19 protein-coding genes are annotated in these 22,184 nt (G+C 40.9%); 14 read left to right on the plus strand and 5 right to left on the minus strand.

All coding sequences use genetic code 11. The annotated features are described in order from the left end of the window. Positions 1–103: 103 nt before the first annotated feature. Positions 104–481: a hypothetical protein gene (locus tag ACGHEH_RS14820; protein ID WP_390446672.1), complete on the plus strand. Its 378-nt coding sequence runs from the start codon at positions 104–106 to the stop codon at positions 479–481. 117 nt (positions 482–598) lie between these two features. On the opposite strand, the gene ACGHEH_RS14825 is transcribed toward ACGHEH_RS14820, so the two are convergent. The 3 genes from ACGHEH_RS14825 to ACGHEH_RS14835 form a co-directional block, all read right to left on the minus strand. Further along, the gene (locus ACGHEH_RS14825; protein ID WP_390446675.1) at positions 599–2,110 is read right to left on the minus strand and encodes an exopolyphosphatase; all 1,512 of its coding nucleotides are present in this window, start codon (positions 2,108–2,110) and stop codon (positions 599–601) included. Beyond that, positions 2,094–4,184, minus strand: coding sequence for a polyphosphate kinase 1 (gene ppk1 / locus ACGHEH_RS14830; protein WP_390446678.1), 2,091 nt, complete (start codon positions 4,182–4,184; stop codon positions 2,094–2,096). The genes ACGHEH_RS14825 and ppk1 overlap by 17 nt, the downstream gene beginning before the upstream one ends. A gap of 102 nt (positions 4,185–4,286) precedes the next feature. Then, on the minus strand, positions 4,287–4,793 hold the full coding sequence (locus ACGHEH_RS14835; RefSeq protein WP_390446681.1) for a glycine cleavage system protein R: 507 nt from the start codon (positions 4,791–4,793) through the stop codon (positions 4,287–4,289). Positions 4,794–5,089: 296 nt separating this feature from the next. Between ACGHEH_RS14835 and ACGHEH_RS14840 the strand changes: the two genes are divergently transcribed. The 10 genes from ACGHEH_RS14840 to ACGHEH_RS14885 all read left to right on the plus strand — a co-directional run bounded on the left by ACGHEH_RS14840 (position 5,090) and on the right by ACGHEH_RS14885 (position 16,226). Beyond that, positions 5,090–7,327, plus strand: a complete 2,238-nt coding sequence (locus ACGHEH_RS14840; protein ID WP_390446684.1) for an ABC transporter permease subunit — start codon at positions 5,090–5,092, stop codon at positions 7,325–7,327. A gap of 18 nt (positions 7,328–7,345) precedes the next feature. Then, positions 7,346–8,995: a phosphate ABC transporter permease PstA gene (gene pstA / locus ACGHEH_RS14845; protein ID WP_390446687.1), complete on the plus strand. Its 1,650-nt coding sequence runs from the start codon at positions 7,346–7,348 to the stop codon at positions 8,993–8,995. 23 nt (positions 8,996–9,018) lie between these two features. Next, positions 9,019–9,843, plus strand: coding sequence for a phosphate ABC transporter ATP-binding protein PstB (pstB, locus tag ACGHEH_RS14850; RefSeq protein ID WP_058028771.1), 825 nt, complete (start codon positions 9,019–9,021; stop codon positions 9,841–9,843). Positions 9,844–9,865: 22 nt separating this feature from the next. Next, complete coding sequence (phoU, locus tag ACGHEH_RS14855; RefSeq protein WP_058028772.1) at positions 9,866–10,567, plus strand: phosphate signaling complex protein PhoU; 702 nt, start codon at positions 9,866–9,868, stop codon at positions 10,565–10,567. A 352-nt stretch (positions 10,568–10,919) separates the two neighbouring features. Next, positions 10,920–11,597: a TIGR00153 family protein gene (locus ACGHEH_RS14860; protein ID WP_390446692.1), complete on the plus strand. Its 678-nt coding sequence runs from the start codon at positions 10,920–10,922 to the stop codon at positions 11,595–11,597. A gap of 35 nt (positions 11,598–11,632) precedes the next feature. Then, positions 11,633–12,901 (plus strand): inorganic phosphate transporter, encoded by a 1,269-nt coding sequence (locus tag ACGHEH_RS14865; protein ID WP_058028774.1) that lies wholly within the window; start codon positions 11,633–11,635, stop codon positions 12,899–12,901. A 324-nt stretch (positions 12,902–13,225) separates the two neighbouring features. Beyond that, a complete protein-coding gene (locus tag ACGHEH_RS14870; RefSeq protein ID WP_390446695.1) occupies positions 13,226–14,137 on the plus strand; it encodes a hydrogen peroxide-inducible genes activator in 912 nt (303 codons plus the stop codon). 73 nt (positions 14,138–14,210) lie between these two features. Beyond that, complete coding sequence (locus ACGHEH_RS14875) at positions 14,211–14,750, plus strand: RNA polymerase sigma factor (protein ID WP_058028776.1); 540 nt, start codon at positions 14,211–14,213, stop codon at positions 14,748–14,750. Beyond that, the gene (locus tag ACGHEH_RS14880) at positions 14,737–15,333 is read left to right on the plus strand and encodes a hypothetical protein (protein WP_390446699.1); all 597 of its coding nucleotides are present in this window, start codon (positions 14,737–14,739) and stop codon (positions 15,331–15,333) included. Before ACGHEH_RS14875 ends, ACGHEH_RS14880 begins: the two co-directional genes overlap by 14 nt. Then, on the plus strand, positions 15,333–16,226 hold the full coding sequence (locus ACGHEH_RS14885; protein ID WP_390446702.1) for a hypothetical protein: 894 nt from the start codon (positions 15,333–15,335) through the stop codon (positions 16,224–16,226). The genes ACGHEH_RS14880 and ACGHEH_RS14885 overlap by 1 nt, the downstream gene beginning before the upstream one ends. A gap of 60 nt (positions 16,227–16,286) precedes the next feature. Here ACGHEH_RS14885 and ACGHEH_RS14890 read toward each other — a convergent pair whose 3' ends face one another. Both ACGHEH_RS14890 and ACGHEH_RS14895 read right to left on the minus strand, forming a co-directional pair. Beyond that, positions 16,287–16,490 (minus strand): hypothetical protein, encoded by a 204-nt coding sequence (locus ACGHEH_RS14890; RefSeq protein WP_390446705.1) that lies wholly within the window; start codon positions 16,488–16,490, stop codon positions 16,287–16,289. Positions 16,491–16,646: 156 nt separating this feature from the next. Further along, positions 16,647–19,157, minus strand: a complete 2,511-nt coding sequence (locus tag ACGHEH_RS14895) for an EAL domain-containing protein (protein WP_390446708.1) — start codon at positions 19,155–19,157, stop codon at positions 16,647–16,649. A gap of 227 nt (positions 19,158–19,384) precedes the next feature. Between ACGHEH_RS14895 and queA the strand changes: the two genes are divergently transcribed. The 3 genes from queA to yajC all read left to right on the plus strand — a co-directional run bounded on the left by queA (position 19,385) and on the right by yajC (position 22,158). Continuing rightward, positions 19,385–20,422 carry a tRNA preQ1(34) S-adenosylmethionine ribosyltransferase-isomerase QueA gene (gene queA / locus ACGHEH_RS14900; protein ID WP_390446711.1) on the plus strand — a complete coding sequence of 346 codons (1,038 nt, stop codon included), beginning with the start codon at positions 19,385–19,387 and terminating at the stop codon, positions 20,420–20,422. Positions 20,423–20,665: 243 nt separating this feature from the next. Then, the gene (gene tgt / locus ACGHEH_RS14905; protein WP_058028782.1) at positions 20,666–21,790 is read left to right on the plus strand and encodes a tRNA guanosine(34) transglycosylase Tgt; all 1,125 of its coding nucleotides are present in this window, start codon (positions 20,666–20,668) and stop codon (positions 21,788–21,790) included. 29 nt (positions 21,791–21,819) lie between these two features. Beyond that, the gene (gene yajC / locus ACGHEH_RS14910; RefSeq protein WP_058028783.1) at positions 21,820–22,158 is read left to right on the plus strand and encodes a preprotein translocase subunit YajC; all 339 of its coding nucleotides are present in this window, start codon (positions 21,820–21,822) and stop codon (positions 22,156–22,158) included. Positions 22,159–22,184 lie beyond the last annotated feature (26 nt).

A 22,184-nucleotide genomic window follows, 5' to 3' on the forward strand; every position in this document is an offset into this window, starting at 1 on the left:
AGCGTTAAACTTATTTTAAGGTTTCTATATGTTTACTTTTCTAATTATTATCTTCGTTTTCTTTTTATTGCTGTTAGGGCTAGAAGATTACGCAAAACTTTCTATGTTTATTGAGATTCAATCGATGGCCTATGTTTTGTTTCTGGCTATTTTCTCTGCTTTCATTTGCTTACCCTATAAAAAGCTACTTGATAGTTTTAAGAATTATCAAAACAGCGACGATGAGATAAAGAAAGAAAGTTACCTTACTCTGAAGCACTTCAGTTCTATTTTAGGCACTTCTGCCTTGCTCATCGGTTTGTTTTTTACTGTCACTTTTTGGGTTTCTTTGGCTCAACAAGCAAACGAATTACACCCTTCAGACCTTACACTTTCGTTGTCTTTTTCACTTTTTTACAGTGCTTACGGCTTAATAATTAAAATTATAACGTTTTTAATTTCTAGTAAGTTAACAATAGAGATTGCAAGTTTAAAAGACTAGTTTGCATCTATGAAATGTGATGTATATTTGGGTTTTAGGTGTTTTAGAAACTTTCAAAGTATGATTTGAAAATAATTAAAACACCTTGGTAATACAGTCCTTGTTTCTTAAGTCCTATTAGTTTGTCGTATTGAACCCACCGATTGTAAAACTCAGTTTCATATTAATTTCTTTGAGGTACAGTTGTTCCTGCTCGAGATCTGCGCAAAGTAAAGCTTGTTCTTCAGGCAGCTGTGCATCAAAAAGCACTGTGCATTTATTGTCTTCTACAGACAAAGTAGGGCGAGACAAATCGGTTAATTGACGAGTTCTATTAACTAATACGGCCAGTCTGAATAGTATTAAAAGTTTAGCAAAAGTATCTGAACATAGAATATTAAAGTGTTCGAGCTCTGGAAGTTTGATCTTTTTACGATGGAATCGGATCAAGGCACTTAATACACTTTGTTGTTGCTGCGTGAAGCCTGGTAGAGCGGTATTCATCACAATATACGCACTGTGCTTTTGAATACCCGATGAGTTAATTGACAAACCTACTTCGTGTAATTGTGCGGCCCACTGGAGCTGTAAAAGGTCTTTTTGCTTTAACCCCCAGGCTTTTTTACATTGCGAGAATAAATGTTTAACGGTATCAAAAACGTTATCTGCATGGGCGGTGTCGATGTTGTAGTGCTGACCGAGCGCGATGATGGTGCGCACCCTTAAGTCAAACTCATCATAGTTTAACATTTCATGTAAAACACCTTCACGTAGCGCATAATCACAGTATTCTAAGCGCTCTAGTTTCAGCTCTTTAAAAGCGGCAATGACAATACTTAAACCGCCAGAGATATTGGTATGGCGTTCAGGATTTAACCCCTTAATGTCAAGCTGCTCAATACTGCCTTGGGCAATGAACAGTGCTTTGATGTCTTCTAAAATAGACAGTGTTAAGTATTCACAGTCGAATTGAGCTTGTGCAATACCGATTAAGGCTTTGATTGTACCTGATGTACCATAACTTTGTTTCCAACCGGTTTTTCGATAGCGGGGAGAAATGGGTTCAAGTGCTTGTCGTGCGATTATTTCGGCTTTTTTAAACGTGCCTTTACTGAGCTTGCCTGAGCTAAAACAGGCTTTGGTTATATTGGCACAGCCGATATCACGACTTGTTAGTTGTAAGGCTTCAAAGTGTTGACCTATGACGAGTTCAGTACTGCCACCACCAATATCAATGACCAAGCGGTTATCTTTCCCATGCACATAGTTTGCAACACCTTGGTAAATTAAACGCGCTTCTTCTTGCCCAGATATCACATTGATATTAAATGGAAAGTGCACTTGAGCTTGTTGCAAAAAGTGTTTTAGATTTTTAATGTTTCTAAGTGTGTAAGTCGCGACAACTTCGACATTGGCAGGGTCAAACCCCTGTAGAGTTTGTGCCAGTTGCTTAAAAGCCAACATGGCACGTTCAATGGCCTCTTCTGAGAGTTCAAATTCTTCATTGAGACCAGCAGCTAAATGCACGCGATGCTTTTCTTTATGAAGAATTTGTAGTCTGCCCTCAACTTTGCGGGCGATGACTAAATGAAAGCTATTAGAGCCTAAATCGAGCGCTGCAAAACTCGCAGGCTCAGGTGTGTTGTGCATAATTGTGTTCCCATTTACTCAAGAGATCATAGATGGCAATTTGTGAACGTACTTTCTTACGGTTACCGCGGGCAACGTACTTATTTTGTTGTTCGACATCTATGACTCTTGCTTTACAGCAATCTTTAAATTGTAGCTCTAAAATATTGATTATTAGCTGCTTTAAGTGCTGATCGTAAATAGGCACACCGGCTTCAACACGGTGGTCTAAATTTCGCGTCATCCAGTCAGCTGAAGAAATATAAACCTGCTGATCGCCTTGATTTTCGAACACCATTACCCGAGGATGTTCTAAAAAACGATCAACGATACTGATAACTGAGATGTTATCGCTAAATTTCGGTAACCCGGGGACCAGTGCACACATGCCACGAACAATGATACGAATTTTTACACCCTGTCGAGCAGCACTATAGAGCAAATCAATGAGCTGTTTGTCGACTAGATTATTCACTTTTATGGTGATTTGTGCAAATTTACCATTCTTAGCGGCTGAAATTTCATTCTCTATGCCCTGACAAATGCGCTCTCGGGCATTTAATGGTGAAATTTGTAGGTGCTTAAAAGTAAATGGGCGATAACTGGTTTCGATGAACCGGAAGACTTCATCACATTCATCACAGATTTCGTTGTGTTTTGTGAATAGGCTGAAGTCAGTGTAAATTCGCGCTGTCTTTTCGTGAAAGTTACCCGTACCGATGTGGGCATATTTTACAATCTTACCTTTTTCTTTTCGGTGTATTACGCAGAGCTTACTGTGCACCTTTAGTGCAGGCAAACCAACCAGTACCTTAATACCCGCTTCGCTGAGTAACTTAGCCCATTCAATGTTGTTTTGTTCATCAAAGCGCGCTTTTAGTTCGACCATAACAGTGACTTTTTTGCCGTTCTTAGCGGCATTAATTAACGACGAAACTAGTCTTGAGCGAGAGGCTACACGGTAAATATTGATTTTAATTTGAGTGACCTTAGGGTCATAGGCTGCCTGACGAACATATTCAAGCATATGGTTGAACGTATGATACGGATAATAAAGTAAAATATCTTGCTCTGAGATGGCCTTAAAAACACTGTCGTGCTTGGCAAAAGCGCTACTAGTGAGCGGTTTCAACGGCTTATTTTCTAGGTGCTTACGGCCAACATTAGGAAAAGAAATAAAGTCTCTAAAATTACGATAGCGACCACCTGGGATGAGCGCATCTTGCTGGCTCGCGCCAAGTCGTTTTTTTAGTACCTTTAGCATCTCATCAGGCATAGCTTGATCATAGACCATACGCACAGGCTCAGCATAAAGGCGCTGCTTTAGACCTTTTGACATTTTATCGAGTAAGCCTTCTTCAATCTCATTATCTAAATTGTACTCAGCATCACGAGTCATTTTGATTGAATAGCCTTCAATACTGTCAAACTTCACAAAGCTTTTGAAAACCTCGGCCAAATAGAATTCGACCACATCATCAAGCATGACAATGGTTTTATGACGACGACTTTTCTCTGAAGGTAAAATAACAAAACGCTCTAGTCTGTCAGTAGGAATTTCTAATAATGCGTATTGTGACTTTTCACCTTGCATATGGATAAAAAGGTAAGTCATCGCATCATTGATATTGCTCGAGTAATCTTTAGATTCAGTGAGTAGCATAGGCGACATATGCTGCAAAACTTGGTCTTTGAAAAAGTCTTCTAACCAGTCTTTGTGAAAGTCAGATAAGTCAGATGGCTGTCGGATATGAATGTTTTGCTTGTCGAGATCAGATAGCAGTTGATGGTGGATCTGATTAAATTTTTTACCTAGCGACAAGACTTTTTTGTTAACTTGGTTTAACAACTCTTCGTCTGCATCAAAGTGGGCGTCGGATAAACTGTTTAATAAAATTTTTCTTTTTAGATCAGCTACTCTTACCCTGAAAAACTCATCTAAATTATTTGAGAAAATGCCTAAAAAACGCAGTCGCTCGATTATTGGGTTATTTTGATCTTTGGCTTCTTGAAGTACGCGTTCATTGAACGAAAGCCAGCTTAATTCTTTGGCAAAGTAACTAATAGTTGTAGAGGTGTGTGGTACAGAATGCATGATCTATCCATGGGTAATCAAAGGTACAACGACAAAATATATGGGGTTTTTGTGACACTTATATGACAGGCTTATTCCTCAGCCTGTCATAAAATTTAATTTTTATTCACTTTCGATATCAACGACTAGATCGCTGGTGATCGATTCAAGTGCTTCAATCACATTATCTTTGTGCATACCCACAGGTAAAGTGATCGTGGCAAATGCACTGAAAATTGGTACCCCCCAATTTGGTGCGCTCCGCTGTCGAGAATTCAGATGGGTGATATTTGCGCCTTTATGACGGATAACACTTGAAAGCTCTTTGACAATACCCGGTCTGTCATTGCCTGTAATCACTAGATTAAGTGTTTCAGGTGTTTGAGCTGCAACATTGGTATCGCCAGACTCAATATGTACTTCCAAGTATTGTAATGCATTTAGTGCTGATTGTATTTCTTGAAGATGCTCCTCTGCTACGCCAATTTGAATAATACCTGCAAACTGACCTGCTAAATGGCTAAGGTTACTGGTCATCCAGTTACCATGGTGTTCTAGGATGGTTGCTGAGATTTCGTCAACGAGACCCGGCCGGTCCTTACCTATTATTGTTAAAACTAACTGCTTCATATCAATGTCTCTTATTATTTTTACTCACCGTATAGTGAGAGTGGAAACGAACAATGCTCTACTCAACGTATCCTTACGCCAATAAAACATTGCACCCTAAGATTAGTTAAGTTTTAAGGCTTGTCCAGAAAATCGGTTTATATCCTTGAGGTAAAACATGATTATCGCTACTTTTTTATGACTTTTAAGTGTTAACAAAAGTTCATACTTGCAGCGCTTAAAGTCCTTTTTATGTAACAATACTGTCATCTTGATGAAATATAATGCGCACAATTCAAAGATAATAAGGTGTTTTAATGTCTACCTCAGCACAGCAAAAATCTTTTAAAACGGACAAGCGCCGTTTATTTAAAGATCGCTTTGCACAATACAGTATTACCGCAGGCGGGGTAATGGTACTTGTGGCATTGCTGTTGATCTTCTTCTATCTACTATATGTCGTAGAGCCAATCTTAGAGTCAGCAAAAGTAGAGAAGCGCACAGATGTGAGTTTATCTTCAGAGAAAAACTATGTTGGTATTGGTGTTGAAGAGCAAACAGAGATTGCTTATCTATTAGAAGATTCTGGGAGTGTCGATTTTTACCATATAAAAGGCGACAGCTCAGGGCAATTAATGAAAAGCCTAGATGTTGAACTTGATGGAAATATCACGACATTCGCGAAAAGCGCGCCGTTTTTAGGCTTATATGCATACGGTTTAGATAATGGTGCAATTAAGCTGGTTAAGCCGAGCTTCTTAGTCACTTTCCCTGGTAATGAGCGCTTGATCACACCACGTATTGGTTATCCATTAGATGGGGAGCAATTATTGGTGGATGAGCAAGAGCAAGCAATAGCTAAGTTTGCCTTTAGTTATTATGAAGATAAAGCAGCAGCAGTTGCAGTTACTGAAGACAAGCGTGTGGTATTTTCGGCATTCACACCTGAAGAAAACATGTTTACTGGTGAAGTTGAATGGCTAATTGAGCGCACTGAGCTAGACATTGATGGTCGCGTAAATGAGTTACTGATTTCACCAGATACGTCTCGTGTATTTGTTCGTAGTGCGAATAAAATTTATATCTTTGATACGCGTGATCCAGCTGAAGTTGAGCAATTCCAAGTGCTTGCAGCCAATGAAGAAAATGCAAACCTAGTGAGCGCAACGTTACTTGCTGGTGCAAACTCTCTTATGCTGGCAAACGATAACGGTGAAGTGTCTCAGTGGTTTGAAGTAAACACGGAAGATAATGGCCGTCAGTTTGCCAAAATCCGTGCATTTGAAACTGAAAAAACAAATAAGTTAGACATTTACACTGAATACTACCGTCGTACTTTCTTCACAACGACATCATCAGGTGACTTAGGCGTGTACTATACGACCAGTGAAGCTGAATTATGGCGCGGAAAAATTAGCGAACAGGCGATTGATACCTTTGCGGTATCGCCGCGAGCAAACGCGGTTTTATCTTTATCGAATAACACACTTTCTGTATTTGAAGTGCACAACGAGCACCCTGAGGTAACTTGGTCAGCACTTTGGAATGAAGTATGGTACGAAGGCTATCCAGAGCCTGCATACACTTGGCAGTCAACGTCAGCGTCTGATGACTTTGAATCTAAGTTTTCTTTAGTGCCAATCTCATTTGGTACGATTAAAGCGGCAATGTATGCCATGCTATTTGCTGTACCAATTGCCATTTCAGCTGCGATTTATACAGCTTACTTCATGTCGAGTGAATTGCGTCGCGTAGTTAAGCCAACCGTTGAAATTATGGAAGCATTACCAACAGTTATCCTTGGTTTCTTAGCGGGTCTTTGGTTAGCGCCTTTAATCGAAACGCATCTTCCAGCAGTGATTGCACTGGTGACTTTACTGCCAGTGGCGGTGATCGCGACCGCATTTGGTTGGACTAAACTGCCGGCGAGTATTCGTCATCTAATTCCGGATGGCTGGCATTCAATTTTACTTATTCCTGTGGTGTTATTTATCGGTTGGTTGTCATTCGCAATCAGCGGTCAAATCGAACTGTGGGTATTTGATGGTAATGTACGTCAGTATTTAACGAATGAGCTAGGTCTAACGTTTGACCAACGTAACTCACTGGTTGTGGGTATTGCGATGGGCTTTGCGGTTATCCCGACTATTTTCTCAATCGCAGAAGATGCGGTATTCAGTGTGCCTAAGCACTTATCAAATGGTTCATTAGCGCTAGGTGCGACGCAGTGGCAAACCCTTGTTTATGTTGTGCTTCTAACGGCTAGTCCGGGTATTTTCTCTGCAGTCATGATGGGCTTAGGCCGTGCAGTAGGTGAGACCATGATTGTACTGATGGCAACGGGTAATACGCCAATTATGGACTGGAGTATCTTCCAAGGTATGCGTACTTTAGCGGCAAACATCGCGGTTGAAATGCCTGAATCAGAAGTGGGTAGTTCTCACTACCGTATTCTATTCCTTGCTGCATTTGTGTTGTTTATTTTTACCTTTGTATTTAACACGCTCGCTGAATTTGTTCGTCAGCGTCTACGTGAAAAATATAGCTCAATGTAATTATCGGAGTTTCATGACATGGTAAAGCAATGGTTTAAGTCAGGATCTCCTTGGATCTGGATGACAGGTGGTGCAGTTAGCATCAGTTTAATCTCGGTTATCGGCTTATTAGCGATGATCGCGTGGAAAGGTCTAAGCTTCTTCTGGCCATCAGAAGTGGTTGAGTTAAAGCTTGAAGGCTCAGTGTCTAAGCAAACAGTGATTGGTGAGATTTATGACCGTGAGATGGTACCTAAATCTCGCTTAGAAGCTGCAGGCTATGATTTATCGGCATATCAAGATGAATATATTGAACGTATCCTGGTAAAAACGGGTAACCGTGAATATGTAGACCTAGATTTCCGTTGGATACTAACAACAGACATCCAGTCTCAAACTAAGCCTGAAGCGATGGCGGTATTTGAGCGTAGTAAAAACGGCAACTTCTATGGCTACGTAGAGCGTGTAATCGAAGACGGCAAAGAAGTTACGAATGCGCCTAAAGAACGTTTAGTTGAACTGGTTGAGCGTGCAGTAGATTTAAATGAAGAAGCACTTGATCTACAAAACGGTGATATTGGTCACATTAACTATGAGCTTGAGCGTCTGCGTTTAAAAGAAAAGAAATACGCACTTGATAATGCCTTAACGGATGAAGTGTTGGCTGATTTAGAGTCTCAGCGTGCAGAACTTCGTGCTGAATACAAAGTATTAGAAGCGCGCTTATTTGAGCTTCGTAAGAAAGCGAAGCGTGACCAAGTGGTTGTACGTGACATGCGCGGTGAGCTAGTGACTTTACCTATCTATCAGGTATTAGACTTGTGGTTCCCAAATGACATGGGCTTTTTTGCAAAATTAGGTCACTTCTTTGTTCAGTCAGGTAAATTTATCTCAGACGATCCCCGTGAAGCGAATACTGAAGGTGGTGTATTCCCTGCAATCTTCGGTACTGTTTTCATGGTTATGCTAATGGCTGTGATTGTGACGCCATTTGGTGTAGTCGCTGCAATCTACTTACACGAATATGCGGCTAAGAACGCTGTGACTAAGATGATCCGTATCGCGGTAATCAACTTAGCAGGTGTACCTTCGATTGTTTATGGTGTATTTGGTCTTGGCTTCTTCGTTTATATGTTAGGTGGTTCAATTGACCAATTGTTCTACCCAGAAGCTGCGCCAAGCCCTGTATTTGGTACGCCAGGTGTAATTTGGTCGGCATTAACTTTAGCAATCTTAACGCTACCTGTGGTTATTGTTTCGACTGAAGAAGGTTTATCACGCATTCCAAGTTCAGTACGCCATGGTTCATTGGCACTGGGTGCGACAAAAGCTGAAACGCTATGGCGCATCATAGTACCAATGGCAAGTCCGGCAATTATGACAGGTTTAATCTTAGCAGTAGCACGTGCTGCAGGTGAGGTTGCACCACTTATGCTAGTAGGTGTTGTGAAAATGGCACCGACGTTACCGATTGATGGTAACTTCCCGTTTGTTCACTTAGATCGTAAGTTCATGCACTTAGGTTTCCACATCTATGATGTAGGTTTCCAAAGCCCGAACGTTGAAGCGGCGCGTCCATTGGTTTACGCAACAGCATTCTTACTGGTTAGCGTTATCATCGCACTGAATATTACAGCGATTGGTATTCGTAACCATTTACGTGAAAAGTTCCGTTCTCTTGAACATTAATAGTATAACTAGGTATTTTAGAAATGATTACAGTAGCTCCTGAAGTGAATAACACAAATCAAGTTAAATTAGATTTAGCTAATTTGAGCGAAGAGCAAACCGCACTAGAGATCAAAGACCTAGATCTTTACTATGGTGACAAGCAAGCGCTTAGCAAAATTAATATGAAAATCCCTAAGGGTCAGGTAACGGCGTTTATCGGTCCATCGGGTTGTGGTAAATCAACATTATTACGTTGTATTAACCGCATGAATGACTTAGTTGATATTTGTCGTATTGAAGGTGAGATTAATCTTCATGGTCAGAATATCTACGATAAAAGCGTAGACGTTGCGGCACTTCGCCGTAACGTAGGTATGGTATTCCAAAGACCAAATCCATTTCCTAAATCTATTTATGAGAATGTGGTATATGGCCTACGTCTACAAGGTATTAAAGACAAGCGTAAGCTAGATGAAGTGGTGGAGCGTTCATTACGTGGTGCAGCGTTATGGGATGAAGTTAAAGACCGTCTTCATGACAGTGCGTTTGGTTTATCAGGTGGTCAGCAGCAGCGTCTAGTGATTGCCCGCTCAATTGCAATCGAACCTGAAGTATTACTGCTAGACGAACCAACATCGGCACTTGACCCGATTTCAACTTTGGTAATCGAAGAGCTGATCAACGACCTGAAAGAAAAGTATACGGTTGTGATTGTAACGCACAACATGCAACAGGCCGCACGTGTTTCTGACCAAACTGCATTCATGTATATGGGTGAACTGATCGAATACGCTGACACAAACACGCTATTCACAACGCCTTCTAAGAAGAAGACGGAAGACTACATCACGGGTCGTTACGGTTAATAGCGAGCGAGAGGAATAAATCATGGAAAACAATTTAAACAAGCATATCTCTGGCCGCTTTAACGAAGAGCTAGAAAATGTTCGTAACCACGTATTAAGCATGGGTGGTTTGGTTGAAGAGCAATTAAACCTTGCACTTGATGCGATCAACGACAACGATGCTGAAAAAGCACGTAAAGTCAGCGAGAACGACTACAAAGTTAACGCCATGGAAGTGAACATTGATGAAGAATGTACCCGTATCATTGCGAAACGTCAGCCAGCAGCAAGTGACTTACGTCTAGTAGTTGCGATTGCTAAAACCATTGCTGACCTTGAACGTATTGGTGATGAAGCTGAGCGTATCGCACGTGTTGCACTAGATTCATTTACCAAAGACCAGCAAGATTTATTGGTGAACCTAGAGAACATGGGTCGCCAAGTGTCGAAGATGTTACACGATGTGTTAGATGCGTTCGCGCGTATGGATGCGCAAAGTGCCTTTGAAGTGCATAAAGAAGACGCAAAAGTTGACCGTGAGTATGAAGCGCTGACGCGTCAAATTATGACGTACATGATGGAAGACCCGCGTTCTATTCCTAAAATTATGGATTTAATCTGGTCTGTACGTTCATTAGAGCGCATTGGTGACCGTTGTCAGAACATCGCTGAATACGTAATTTATTTCGTGAACGGTAAAGATATTCGCCATACATCTCAAGAAGATATCGCGAAAACGCTGTAAAAAATATATGCCTCTCTGCGCTGAATTTTTATGATTCAGCGTGGCTTATACCAATTCTTGTAATAAAGTAAGCTACTTTGAGGCAAGGAAAGTTGCTCGATAACACCGCTCACGCGTCCTGCTATCGCTGAGGTACCTATGTCCATATAGGTAAGGCAAAAATTTTGATATTTAGTTGTTTCTAAATGAGAAATTTTTAACGCGGTTAGTGACAACTTTAGTCCCTCAAAGTGTTTAAGTATTAATGAGAATTGGTATAAATTCGCATTTCGGACAAAAATCCGTTCACAACGTCGGCTAATGCTGTAAAATTCATCCCGCAAAGCATATTAATATGATTTAAGGGTCAGTTATGCCTACTAATGCGTTTTTAGGAGTATTTGCTAAATCTCCTATTAAGCCAATAGAAGAACACATTAAAATCGTACATAAAGCTAGCAGTTCTTTAGTACCGTTTTTTAATCATGTATTCAAATCAGAATGGAAAGAAGCCGAAGCACTTCGTGTTGAAATCCGCAACCTTGAACGTGAAGCAGATGTTTTAAAGCGTGAAGTAAGATTGCACTTACCTCGCGGCTTATTTATGCCTGTAGAGCGCACCGATTTATTAGAGTTGATCACTCAGCAAGATAAAATTGCGAATAAAGCGAAAGACATCGCAGGTCGCGTTGTTGGTCGTGAGATGGTGATCCCTCAGTCTATCCAAAATGACTTCATTGCTTATCTTGAACGTTGTGTCGATGCAACTAAACAAGCCTCTAAAGCCATCAATGAGTTTGACGAGCTACTGGAAACTGGATTCCGTGGTCGTGAAGTAACTCTGGTTGAAAGCATGCTTGAAAAGTTAGACTCAATTGAGCAAGACACGGATGAAATGCAAATCAAGATCCGCCAAGAGCTTCGTGCTATCGAAGGTGAACTTAACCCTGTTGATGTAATGTTCTTATACAAGATCATCGAGTGGGTTGGTGAGCTTGCTGATATTGCAGAGCGTGTTGGTTCTCGACTTGAGCTAATGTTAGCTCGTTAATCATTTTATTCGTATTTAAAATTTAAGGTTTAACAATGGATATCATTGCTAACTATGGTTCTATGCTGATCCTAATTGCTGCGGCAGTAGGTTTCTTCATGGCATATGGTATTGGTGCAAATGACGTTGCAAACGCCATGGGTACTTCAGTAGGCTCGAAAGCACTTACCATTAAACAAGCGATCATCATCGCGATGATCTTCGAATTCGCCGGTGCATATCTTGCAGGTGGTGAAGTAACATCAACAATCCGAAAAGGTATCATCGATGCAGCGCCTTTCGCTGACATTCCTGAGTTGATGGTGTTAGGTATGATCTCTGCACTATTTGCAGCAGGTTCATGGCTACTACTTGCGTCTTTACTGGGTTGGCCGGTTTCAACGACTCACTCTATCATCGGCGCGATTATTGGTTTCGCGTTGGTTGCGGTGGGTAGTGAAGCAATTCAATGGGGCAAAGTTGCCGGTATCGTAGGTAGCTGGATTGTTACCCCTGCAATTTCAGGCTTTATTGCATACTTAATCTTTATGAGTGCGCAAAAGCTGATCTTCGACACAGACTCGCCATTACAAAATGCAAAGCGTTACGTGCCTATCTATATGGGTTTAGCGGGCTTTGTTATGTCGCTTGTAACCATCAAGAAAGGTCTTAAGCACATTGGTATTAACCTAGGTGCAGTTGAAGGTTATGCGCTTGCAATCGGTATTGCTGTGGTTGTGGGTATCATTGGTAAAATGGCAATTAACCGTTTGAAAATGGACCCTAAAGCAGACAAGCAAATGCAGTTCAACAACGTTGAAAAAGTATTCGCTATCCTAATGGTACTGACTGCATGTTGTATGGCATTCGCACATGGTTCAAACGACGTAGCAAACGCGATTGGTCCACTTGCGGCAGTTGTAAACATTGTTGAGCACAACGGTGAAATCGCTAAGAAAGCGGCTCTTGCTTGGTGGATCCTTCCGCTTGGTGGTATCGGTATCGTAGTGGGTCTTGCGGTCCTTGGTAAGAAAGTAATTAAAACAATTGGTGAAGGCATCACACACTTAACACCAAGCCGTGGTTTTGCTGCTGAACTTGCTGCAGCATCAACGGTAGTTATTGCATCAGGTACTGGTCTACCTATCTCTACAACACAAACGCTAGTAGGTGCTGTATTAGGTGTAGGCATGGCGCGTGGTATCGCTGCACTGAACATGGGTGTAATTAGAAATATTGTGGTTTCTTGGGTAATTACATTGCCAGTCGGTGCTGCACTTGCTATTGTTATATTCTACATTCTAAGAACTGCTTTCGGCGTGTAATTAGACTTACAGACTTTTAGCTTGAAAAGACCTCAGCATCACGGTGCTGGGGTCTTTTTATATCAATAATTCCTTAATAATCTGATACCAACCCTCAATAATACTTAATCATTTTGAGGGACTAAAGCTGCCGCTAACTACGTTAAAAATTTCTCATTTAGAACAACTAAATAGCAAAATTTTCGCCTCGTTATCGACAAGCTTTCCTTGCCTCAAAAAGGTCACTTAATTAAGAGAATTGGTATAAGCAATTGATCTTATCCGTTTTACTCTGAGTACTTCATCGTTATACTGAATGAAATTTGAGTTTGCTTAGAGAAAACCGTGACAAACCTACCTAGTATTAAACAGCTTCAATATCTTATTGCAGTGCATCAGCATCAACATTTTGGTCGTGCCGCACAGGCGTGTTTTATCGGTCAATCGACTTTGAGTACCGCAATTCAAACCCTTGAAGAAACCTTAGGCAGTCAACTCATTGAGCGTGAGAACCGTAGCTTAATGTTTACCGAGTTGGGTGAAGAAGTGGTTGCGCGTGCCAAGAAAATTGTAGCCGATACAATGAGTATTAAAGAGTTCACCGAGAGCTTTAAAAATCCGCTATCAGGCAAGCTAGTCTTGGGGTTAATTCCTACTATTGCAAGCTTTATTGCGGCGCCACTTTATCAATACTGTCGTGAAGCTTTCCCGAATTTAGAGCTGATCTTAATTGAAGATACCAGCGACAAGTTATTGGCGCGCCTTGAGCAAGGACAGATAGATATGGCGATGCTAGCACTGCCTTATCAAACGGAGAAGTTTCACACTAAAGTTCTCACCAAAGATGCTTTTTCTTTGGTTTATCACAAAAGCTACCCGTTAAAAGACATCGATGATTACAACTTGCTGCCAGATCAGAGTGTGTTTTTACTTGAAAGGGAACACTGTCTGACTGGCCATGCTCTGAGTGCTTGCCACCTTAACAAACATGAATGTATTAATCCGTTCGAAGCGAGTAATTTGCATACCTTATTAAGCATGGTGGAATATCAGCACGGTGTGACATTTTTACCGCAAATGGCACTCAACGCAGGCATATTGTCTGGTAAAGATTTAGCCGTGAGAAAGTCGGGTACTGATGCGTATCGTGAGATAGGTTTGATCTGGCGTAAAACCACGGGCCGTATTCGCGATTTTCGCTTATTCAGTGAGGGATTATTGCCATTTATTACTGAACAATGTGATTGCGAAAAATAAATTTTATTTTTCGCAAACTTTTTTAGAACACCTTTCGACTAACTAAACAGAGATTATTAATTAGGGTTGAAAGGTGTTTTTTCAAAGCCAAGACAAACTCATAAAAAAAGCTCAAAAAGGCGACCAAGCTGCGTGGTTGAAGCTAATCAAGCAGCATGAACAGCAGGTGTATAACCACTGCCTCCGCCTGACTGGCAATAGCCATGATGCACTTGATTTAATGCAAGAAGCCTTTATGAGTGTCTATCGCTCTTTGCATAACTTTCATGGCCAGAGTCAATTTAAGACTTGGTTATTTTCGGTGACTCAAGCGCGCTGTATGGATTTCTTTCGTAAACAAAGGCAATCTAGTCCGCTTGAAGAAGTCTCTGAAGCTGCCCATACACCCAGTTGCCCAATTCAATTACAAAGTGATAATCAACATATTCATGCTGCGCTACAGGCTTTACCGTTCGAGCAGCGACAAATTGTTGAACTGAAGTTTTTCCAGCATTTCACCTTTGAAGAAATCGCTGAGCAGCTGGCTATTTCGCCAAATACCGTTAAATCCCGTTTATATAGTGCGCTTGGAAAAATGAAAGCGCCATTGGAGGTGATCCGTGTCGAATCATGAAATGACCCCCCATGAACTACTCGAAAAGTGGCTTGATGGTGAGCAGCTCACAGAAGCGCAACAAGCTCAAGTATTAGCAGATCCAGAAACTAAGCCACTGTTTGAAAACGCCCAGTCTTGGCAGAGCATGGCAAATAGCTATGTAGAGCAAGAGGTTCCGTCTGATACGCCCATAGCGATACCTGAGCTTAAGCAAGTAAGTCGTTTTCAAGGGCATTGGATGCAGTGGAGTATGGCGGCTTGTGTTGGCTTTTTGAGTCTTCTATCTGTGCAACTTTGGCAACAAAACCAAACACTAGAGCAAGGTCTTGTGGCACAACAAACTCAAATAGCAAAACAGCAAGATACCATGCAAAAAATTTTAGCCCAGATGCAAACAAGTCAGAACTTACAAGCTGATTTAACTAATCAAGTGCTATTAACAAATCGTGCAGAACGTCAAGTGGCACTCGATGATTTACTGGCATTTTTGCAAACACAAAGAGCTCAAGATCAAGCGATTTTACGTTTACAACTCAATGAACTTGCTGAGCAAGTGGAACATGCGCCATTGCAAATAGTTGCGCATAATGGAGGTCAATAATGAAAACTTTACTCTCTTTATTATCAGTTGCAGTGCTAAGTGCAACATTTTCAACAGCAGCGAAAACAGATCAAGATATCGCTAAATTACAACGAGAAGTAACCATTTTTCAACGAGTTGTGAGCACGGCATTAAAGCATGATACCAAGGGGAAAGTGCAGAATGTCGAAGGCTACTACTTGGCTGATCAAGGGCTTATTTTTGATGTGAGTTTACGAAATAAAAGTCTGTTTGATTGGCGTAAGCATATTGGGGATATGCAAGATATACATGGCCTTACAGAGATCCAATCACCAGATTTTTCAGCGTTAGAAGTGCAAATGTCAGTGCTCGGTGACAACATTGCAGATGTCTCTAAAGAGGCGTATCAAGTAGCCCTAGAAGCGGTGCGTCAAGGCGCGGAGCAAATACGTGAAGTGGCAGAGCAAGAGCGTGAAACACGACGCGAGTTACATGAATTAGAGCGAGAAAAACATGAACTCGATTACATGCTAAGGCGTCAAGAAGAGAAAAACCAAGAGCTGCTTGAGCATCATAAAGAAATCGCTAAAGAAATCGCAAAATTAGAAGCCGAAAAAGTTAAATTGACTAAGAGTAAAGTGCAGCTTAAAGAAAAACTGAAGCAGGATAGAGCAGAGCGTCAGGCTCAACAGCAGGCGCAACAAGCGTTGCTTAAAACGACTGTGACTGTGAGTCTGGCAAATAGCTTATGTGATTATGGTAATGGCTTACGCAGTGTTAAAGACAGTGAGCATGTGAGTTTCAAGTTTACGCCTTCATACCAGCAAGAAAAGCATATTTTGGTATTTAAAAAGTCGGAAATAGAGTCATGTGTCAGAGGGGATATTAACGCAGATAAATTGGCTAAAAGCGCAACACAATATCAATTTTAGTGGCGTCAAACATATATGCTAAAAGAGGGCGATTAGCCCTCTTTTCTTATGTATCATAAGTTAATTGCTTGATTGATGCATGTGTGTATGCTCGTTGAGGTTTGGCAAAAACAGTAAATACACCCAAACAACCAGATTAAAATAAGGGATCAAACTAAGTAGGGTAAACACAAAAGTAGGATACCCTTTCTTCTGTGTACTTAAGTAACATTGATATGCAATGGTGCAGTGTAAGATCAGCAAAAAAGATACTAATAGCAGCATAACGACCTCCTTAACTTTCCTATTGTGATATTTATCAATCCTTGTGATGTCGTGCTAAAAAGTTGAAATCTTAATAATTAGCTGACATCGTTTTTCACATAGGTTTTATTATAGATGAGAAATCGTTAAGTAAAAGTTCAGTTCTGTATTAAATTGTTACGCAACTGTTTTCTCAGGGAAAATAGTTGTAATTTCTTTTTTGAGTAAGTTTATCGGCATTGGCTTAGCAATAAAATACCCTTGCCCGTAATCAATGCCAATCTCTTTTAGAGCATCAAAAATGTCTTTGCTTTCAACATATTCAGCAACAGAGTGCTTGTCTAGTGAATGACTAATATCATTCACTGCCTTCACCAAAGCAAGATCAATGGGATCATTGAGCATGTCGCGAACAAACGATCCATCAATTTTTACATGTTGAGCAGGGAGCTGCTTTAAATAGCTAAAGGTACTAAAGCCTGTGCCAAAATCATCAATCGAGAAATGGCAGCCTAGCTGATTCAACTTTTTTATCATTGCCTGAGTCGCTGACAAGTTATTGATACTCGCCGATTCTGTGATCTCAAATATCACTCGACTTGGGTTTACCTGATACTGCACTAAGCAATCTTGAATATGGGGTAGTAACCTTTCATCTAAGAAGGAGTGAGCAGATAAGTTGATTGCAACCTGACTTAATTCAACATGCTCAGAAAGTGCCTTAATTGCATGTTTTACCACACATTGATCCATTAGGAAGGTATCGTTAAGTAACTCTAAAGCAGGAATAAACTGATTTGGGTAAATCAGTTCATCGTTAATTTTTAAACGCAACAAGGTTTCAAAGTAAGCAATTTGTGCATGTTTAAAAGACCAAATCGGTTGATAGTGCAGTTCGACTTGCTCGTTTTGTAGTGCTTGGCGTACAGCATGACCCCATTCTAATCCGCCTTGCAGGGTATTATTTTCTGCGTCGTCTTTGTTATAACAATGCACTAAATTACGACCTAAACTCTTAGCAATATAGAGAGCAATATCAGCCTGTTTTAATGACTCATTGGCATCATGGTTAGAGGCCGTTATCTGAGTTAAGCCGATTGAGCAGCTAATGGAATAGCTATTTTCTTCAGAATGAAACTCATGCTTATCTATGGCCATACAGATACTTTCGGCAATAATATGTGCATCAAGTAAACTGACTTCTTTTAAAATCACGGCGAACTCATCACCACCAATGCGGAAGATCAAGTGTTCATCGCCTATATTGTGGCCAAATAGTTGAGCAACTTCTTTAAGAATGATGTCACCTTGCTGGTGCCCTTTAGAATCATTAATAATTTTAAAATGGTCGAGGTCAATATATAGAAGTGCATGTTCAGAGAGTGAGTCTTCACTCATTGTTTTACAGAGACTTTGCAACTGCTGGTCGAAGTAGTAGCGGTTGTGCAGCCCGGTTAATGTGTCATGCAGGGCTAAATGACGTAATTGCAATTCAGCCTGTTTACGTTCGTGAATGTTATCTATCGTTGCCGTAATCGTAACATCAGAAGTGGTGTTTTTAATGAGCTGAAAGCGACATTCAACCCAAATAGACGCGCCATTTTTTTGAGTGAGCTGTAATTCAAGCTGAGCGTAACGTTGCGCCCCAGTTTTGACTTTGACGAGCTGTTTATTCAGGGTGTGTTGATCATCTTTATGGATGAACGCTTTTAACGAGACACCTAAACTGGCTTTAATACCGAATCCTGAGAGTGCTTCCCAAGCTGGGTTAATAAAACGAATTTTAGCTTCGGTGTCTAATTCCATGACCACGGTATTTAAATGTAATAGAATACGCTGGTGTGCAGAGAATAAATCTTTGTAGCGACGTTCGCTTTGACTGAGTTGTGATACTTTGTCAGCAAACTCTGCATAACTCACCATAAAATCTTCACGGCGCGCAGCATGATCACAGACTTTGTTTAAAATTGGCAAGTTGTACGGCGCTCTAACAAAGTCAGTCACACCCATAAGGAGTAGTTGTTCGGCATCATTGACGTCTTTACTGTCGATTATAGTCACAACAGACTGATTTGGCTTATGCTCTAAAATTGCCCCGATTAATTGCTTACTTTCAGAGTAGGTTGTACCAGAGGTGTTAATCAACACAATTGCGTATTGGTTTTGTAAGAATAGCGCTTGTGCATCTTGTAGCGAGTTAACAACGGTACATGCAAAACTGAACTCGAGTTGCTCGCAGATTTCTTCTGCTTGAGTATGATCAGGCTCGAATAATAACAAATCAAGGCGGCTGCTCTTTTCCAATTGTGTAGATAACACATTGGCTAATAACTCTGGAAGTTGCTCGTGTTTCTCAAAAGGTAAAACGGCATCAATGCTATAACTTCTGGCGGTAGTTTCAGCAATGCGTTCGCAGTAAATAGGTGGTGTGAGCACGATAGGCGTGTGTTTGGGCGTTTCAAGTAACCCAGAGCGCACCATGCGCGCAAAGCGCCAGCCATCAATTTTTCCAACATCGAGCCCAGTGATAATGAGATCAACGGCTCGTTGTTTTAATAGATGCAAAGCCGCTTGGCTATCTTCACATTCGATGATTTCAAACACTTCTAGTTTATTGAGGGTAAGTGTAATAGTTGCGCGTTCGGACTCGCTGGCATTGACTATGAGCAATGAAAGTTGCCTTGCCATACTTATATTAACCTCAATCGATTTGTTGTCATCGTTTACGATACCTTTGCTTTACCGAGTATGTTTTTATTTTAATTATTCTTTTCAAAAATGTCGGTAATTAGCTGTTTCTAAAAACATTGCTTCGAAGACCTAGGTTAATGCTATTTTTGTGCACTTACAAGCACTTGATTAAGTGTTATAGGAACACTAAACTTGGCCGCTGTTTTATAACTTGAGGTGTTGTCATGCGCGTTGCTGACTTTAGTTTTGAACTTCCTGATGAGTTAATCGCTCGTCATCCTATGGCAGATCGTACTGCGAGCCGACTACTTACCCTCGATGGTAATACAGGCGAGTTAGGTCACAAGATCTTCAAAGATCTCATTGATTTTTTAAATCCGAACGATTTAATGATCTTCAACAATACCAAAGTGATCCCAGCCCGTATGTATGGCCAAAAAAGCACTGGTGGCAAAGTTGAAGTGTTGGTTGAACGTGTTGTAGATGAGCAAAGAGTGCTGGCCCATGTCCGTTCAAGCAAGTCACCAAAAGAAGGTGCAACACTGATCTTAGAAGGTAAAGCAGAAGCGACTATGGTCGCACGTCATGGTGAGTTGTTTGAGCTTGAGTTCAAAGGCGAGCAAACGGTGTTAAACATCTTAGACGATATTGGTCATATGCCTTTACCACCTTATATTGACCGCCCAGATACGGAAGAAGATAAAGCGCGTTATCAAACCGTATACAACGAAAAACCAGGTGCAGTGGCAGCGCCGACAGCGGGTTTACACTTTGATGAAGCATTGCTTGAAAAAATCAAAGAAAAAGGCATAGAAACACAGTTCATTACTTTGCATGTAGGTGCGGGTACTTTCCAACCTGTACGTGTTGATTCAGTTGATGAGCATGTGATGCATTCTGAGTATATTGAAGTGTCTCAAGAAGTAGTTGATGCCATCAAGAAAACCAAAGCCAATGGCGGTCGAGTGATTGCGGTAGGTACGACATCTGTTCGTTCATTGGAGTCTGCGGCGAAAGCGAGCGAAGGTGAATTACAGCCACTTTATGGCGATACAGACATTTTCATCTACCCTGGTTATGAATTCCAGGTAGTCGATGCCATGATCACTAACTTTCACTTACCAGAATCTACTTTGATCATGTTAGTGAGTGCGTTTGCAGGCCAAGATCATATTATCAATGCCTATAAAACGGCAGTGAATGAGCAGTATCGTTTCTTCAGCTATGGCGATGCCATGTTTATCACCAAACAAGATAAATAATCTCCATTTAGATGACATTATTAAGGCCCTGAAACTCAGGGCCTTGTTGTTTTAAGCTTTTTTCTTAACTCTTAATTCTTATCTCTTATCTCAGTCATCTTTAATTTCTTAGTTTTCGCCCCAATAATTAGAATTCACTGTGTAAACAGGGTAGAATCGGACGGTTAAAATCAGCTCTAAAAATAAACGCGATGGCGTTTATAGAACTAGTGTTGGACTGTTTTTCCGACTTTTGAGGTAGCTATGAAATTTGAATTAGATCGCACAGATGGTAAAGCCCGTCGCGGCCGTTTGATTTTTGACCGTGGTGTGGTCGAAACCCCTGCATTTATGCCTGTAGGTACGTACGGCACTGTTAAAGGCATGACGCCTGATGAATTAAAAGACACAGGTGCACATATCTGCTTGGGTAATACCTTTCACCTAATGCTTCGTCCTGGTACTGAAATCATCAAGCAACATGGCGATTTGCATGACTTCATGAACTGGGATAAGCCAATCCTGACTGATTCAGGCGGTTTCCAAGTATTCAGCTTAGGCGCAATGCGTAAAATTTCTGAAGAAGGCGTAATGTTTAAGTCACCAGTAAATGGTGAAAAAATCATGTTATCGCCAGAAAAAGCGATGCAAGTACAGCGTGATTTAGGTTCAGATATCGTCATGATCTTTGACGAATGTACACCTTACCCTGCAACTGAAAAAGAAGCCCGTGACTCAATGGAGTTATCACTACGCTGGGCAAAACGTTCGAAAGAAGGCCATGGTGATAACCCTTCTGCATTATTTGGTATTATTCAAGGTGGTATGTACCCTGAGCTTCGTGCAGAATCGCAAAAAGGCTTAGAAGAAATTGGCTTCGATGGTTATGCACTCGGTGGTTTATCAGTGGGTGAGCCAAAAGAAGACATGATCAACATCCTTGATCACTGTGCTTACAAAATGCCAGAAGACAAGCCGCGCTATTTAATGGGCGTTGGTAAACCAGAAGACTTAGTCGAAGCGGTGCGTCGTGGTATCGATATGTTTGACTGTGTGATGCCAACGCGTAACGCGCGTAACGGTCACTTGTTTATCAGTACGGGTGTTATTAAAATCCGTAACGCAGTTCACAAAACAGATACAGGTCCATTAGATCCTGAGTGTGATTGTCATACTTGTAAGAACTACTCACGTGCTTACTTACACCATTTAGATAAGTGTAATGAAATCTTAGGTGCACGTTTAAATACCATCCATAATTTACGTTTTTACCAACGTGTGATGGAAGGCCTAAGAAATGCGATTGCCGAAGGCAAACTAGACGAATTCGTAGAAGATTTTTACGCTAAACGTGGCCTACCAGTGCCGCCATTAGCTGAAACAGAATAATATAAATTTAAAATATAAGAGGAAGTGTTATGAGTTTATTTATCTCGACTGCGCATGCAAGTGCTGCAGCGCCTGCACCTGCTGGCGGTGGCATGGAAATGCTTATCATGTTAGGTGTGTTTGGTTTGGTATTTTATTTCTTAATCTACCGCCCACAAGCTAAGCGTGTAAAAGAGCACAAAGACCTAATGGGCGCATTAGGTAAAGGTGACGAAGTACTAACACAAGGCGGTCTAGTAGGTAAAATCACTAAAGTTGCTGATGACAAAGACTTTGTTGTTATTGCTTTAAATGACCAAACTGAAGTCACAGTACAAAAATCAGCAGTATCAGCTGTGTTGCCTAAAGGCACAATGAAATCGCTGTAATCTAAAAACAAAAATAAAAAGGTAAA

Origin of the sequence: Pseudoalteromonas sp. MTN2-4 (genome assembly GCF_042848605.1) — a bacterium.
Lineage (GTDB): Bacteria > Pseudomonadota > Gammaproteobacteria > Enterobacterales > Alteromonadaceae > Pseudoalteromonas.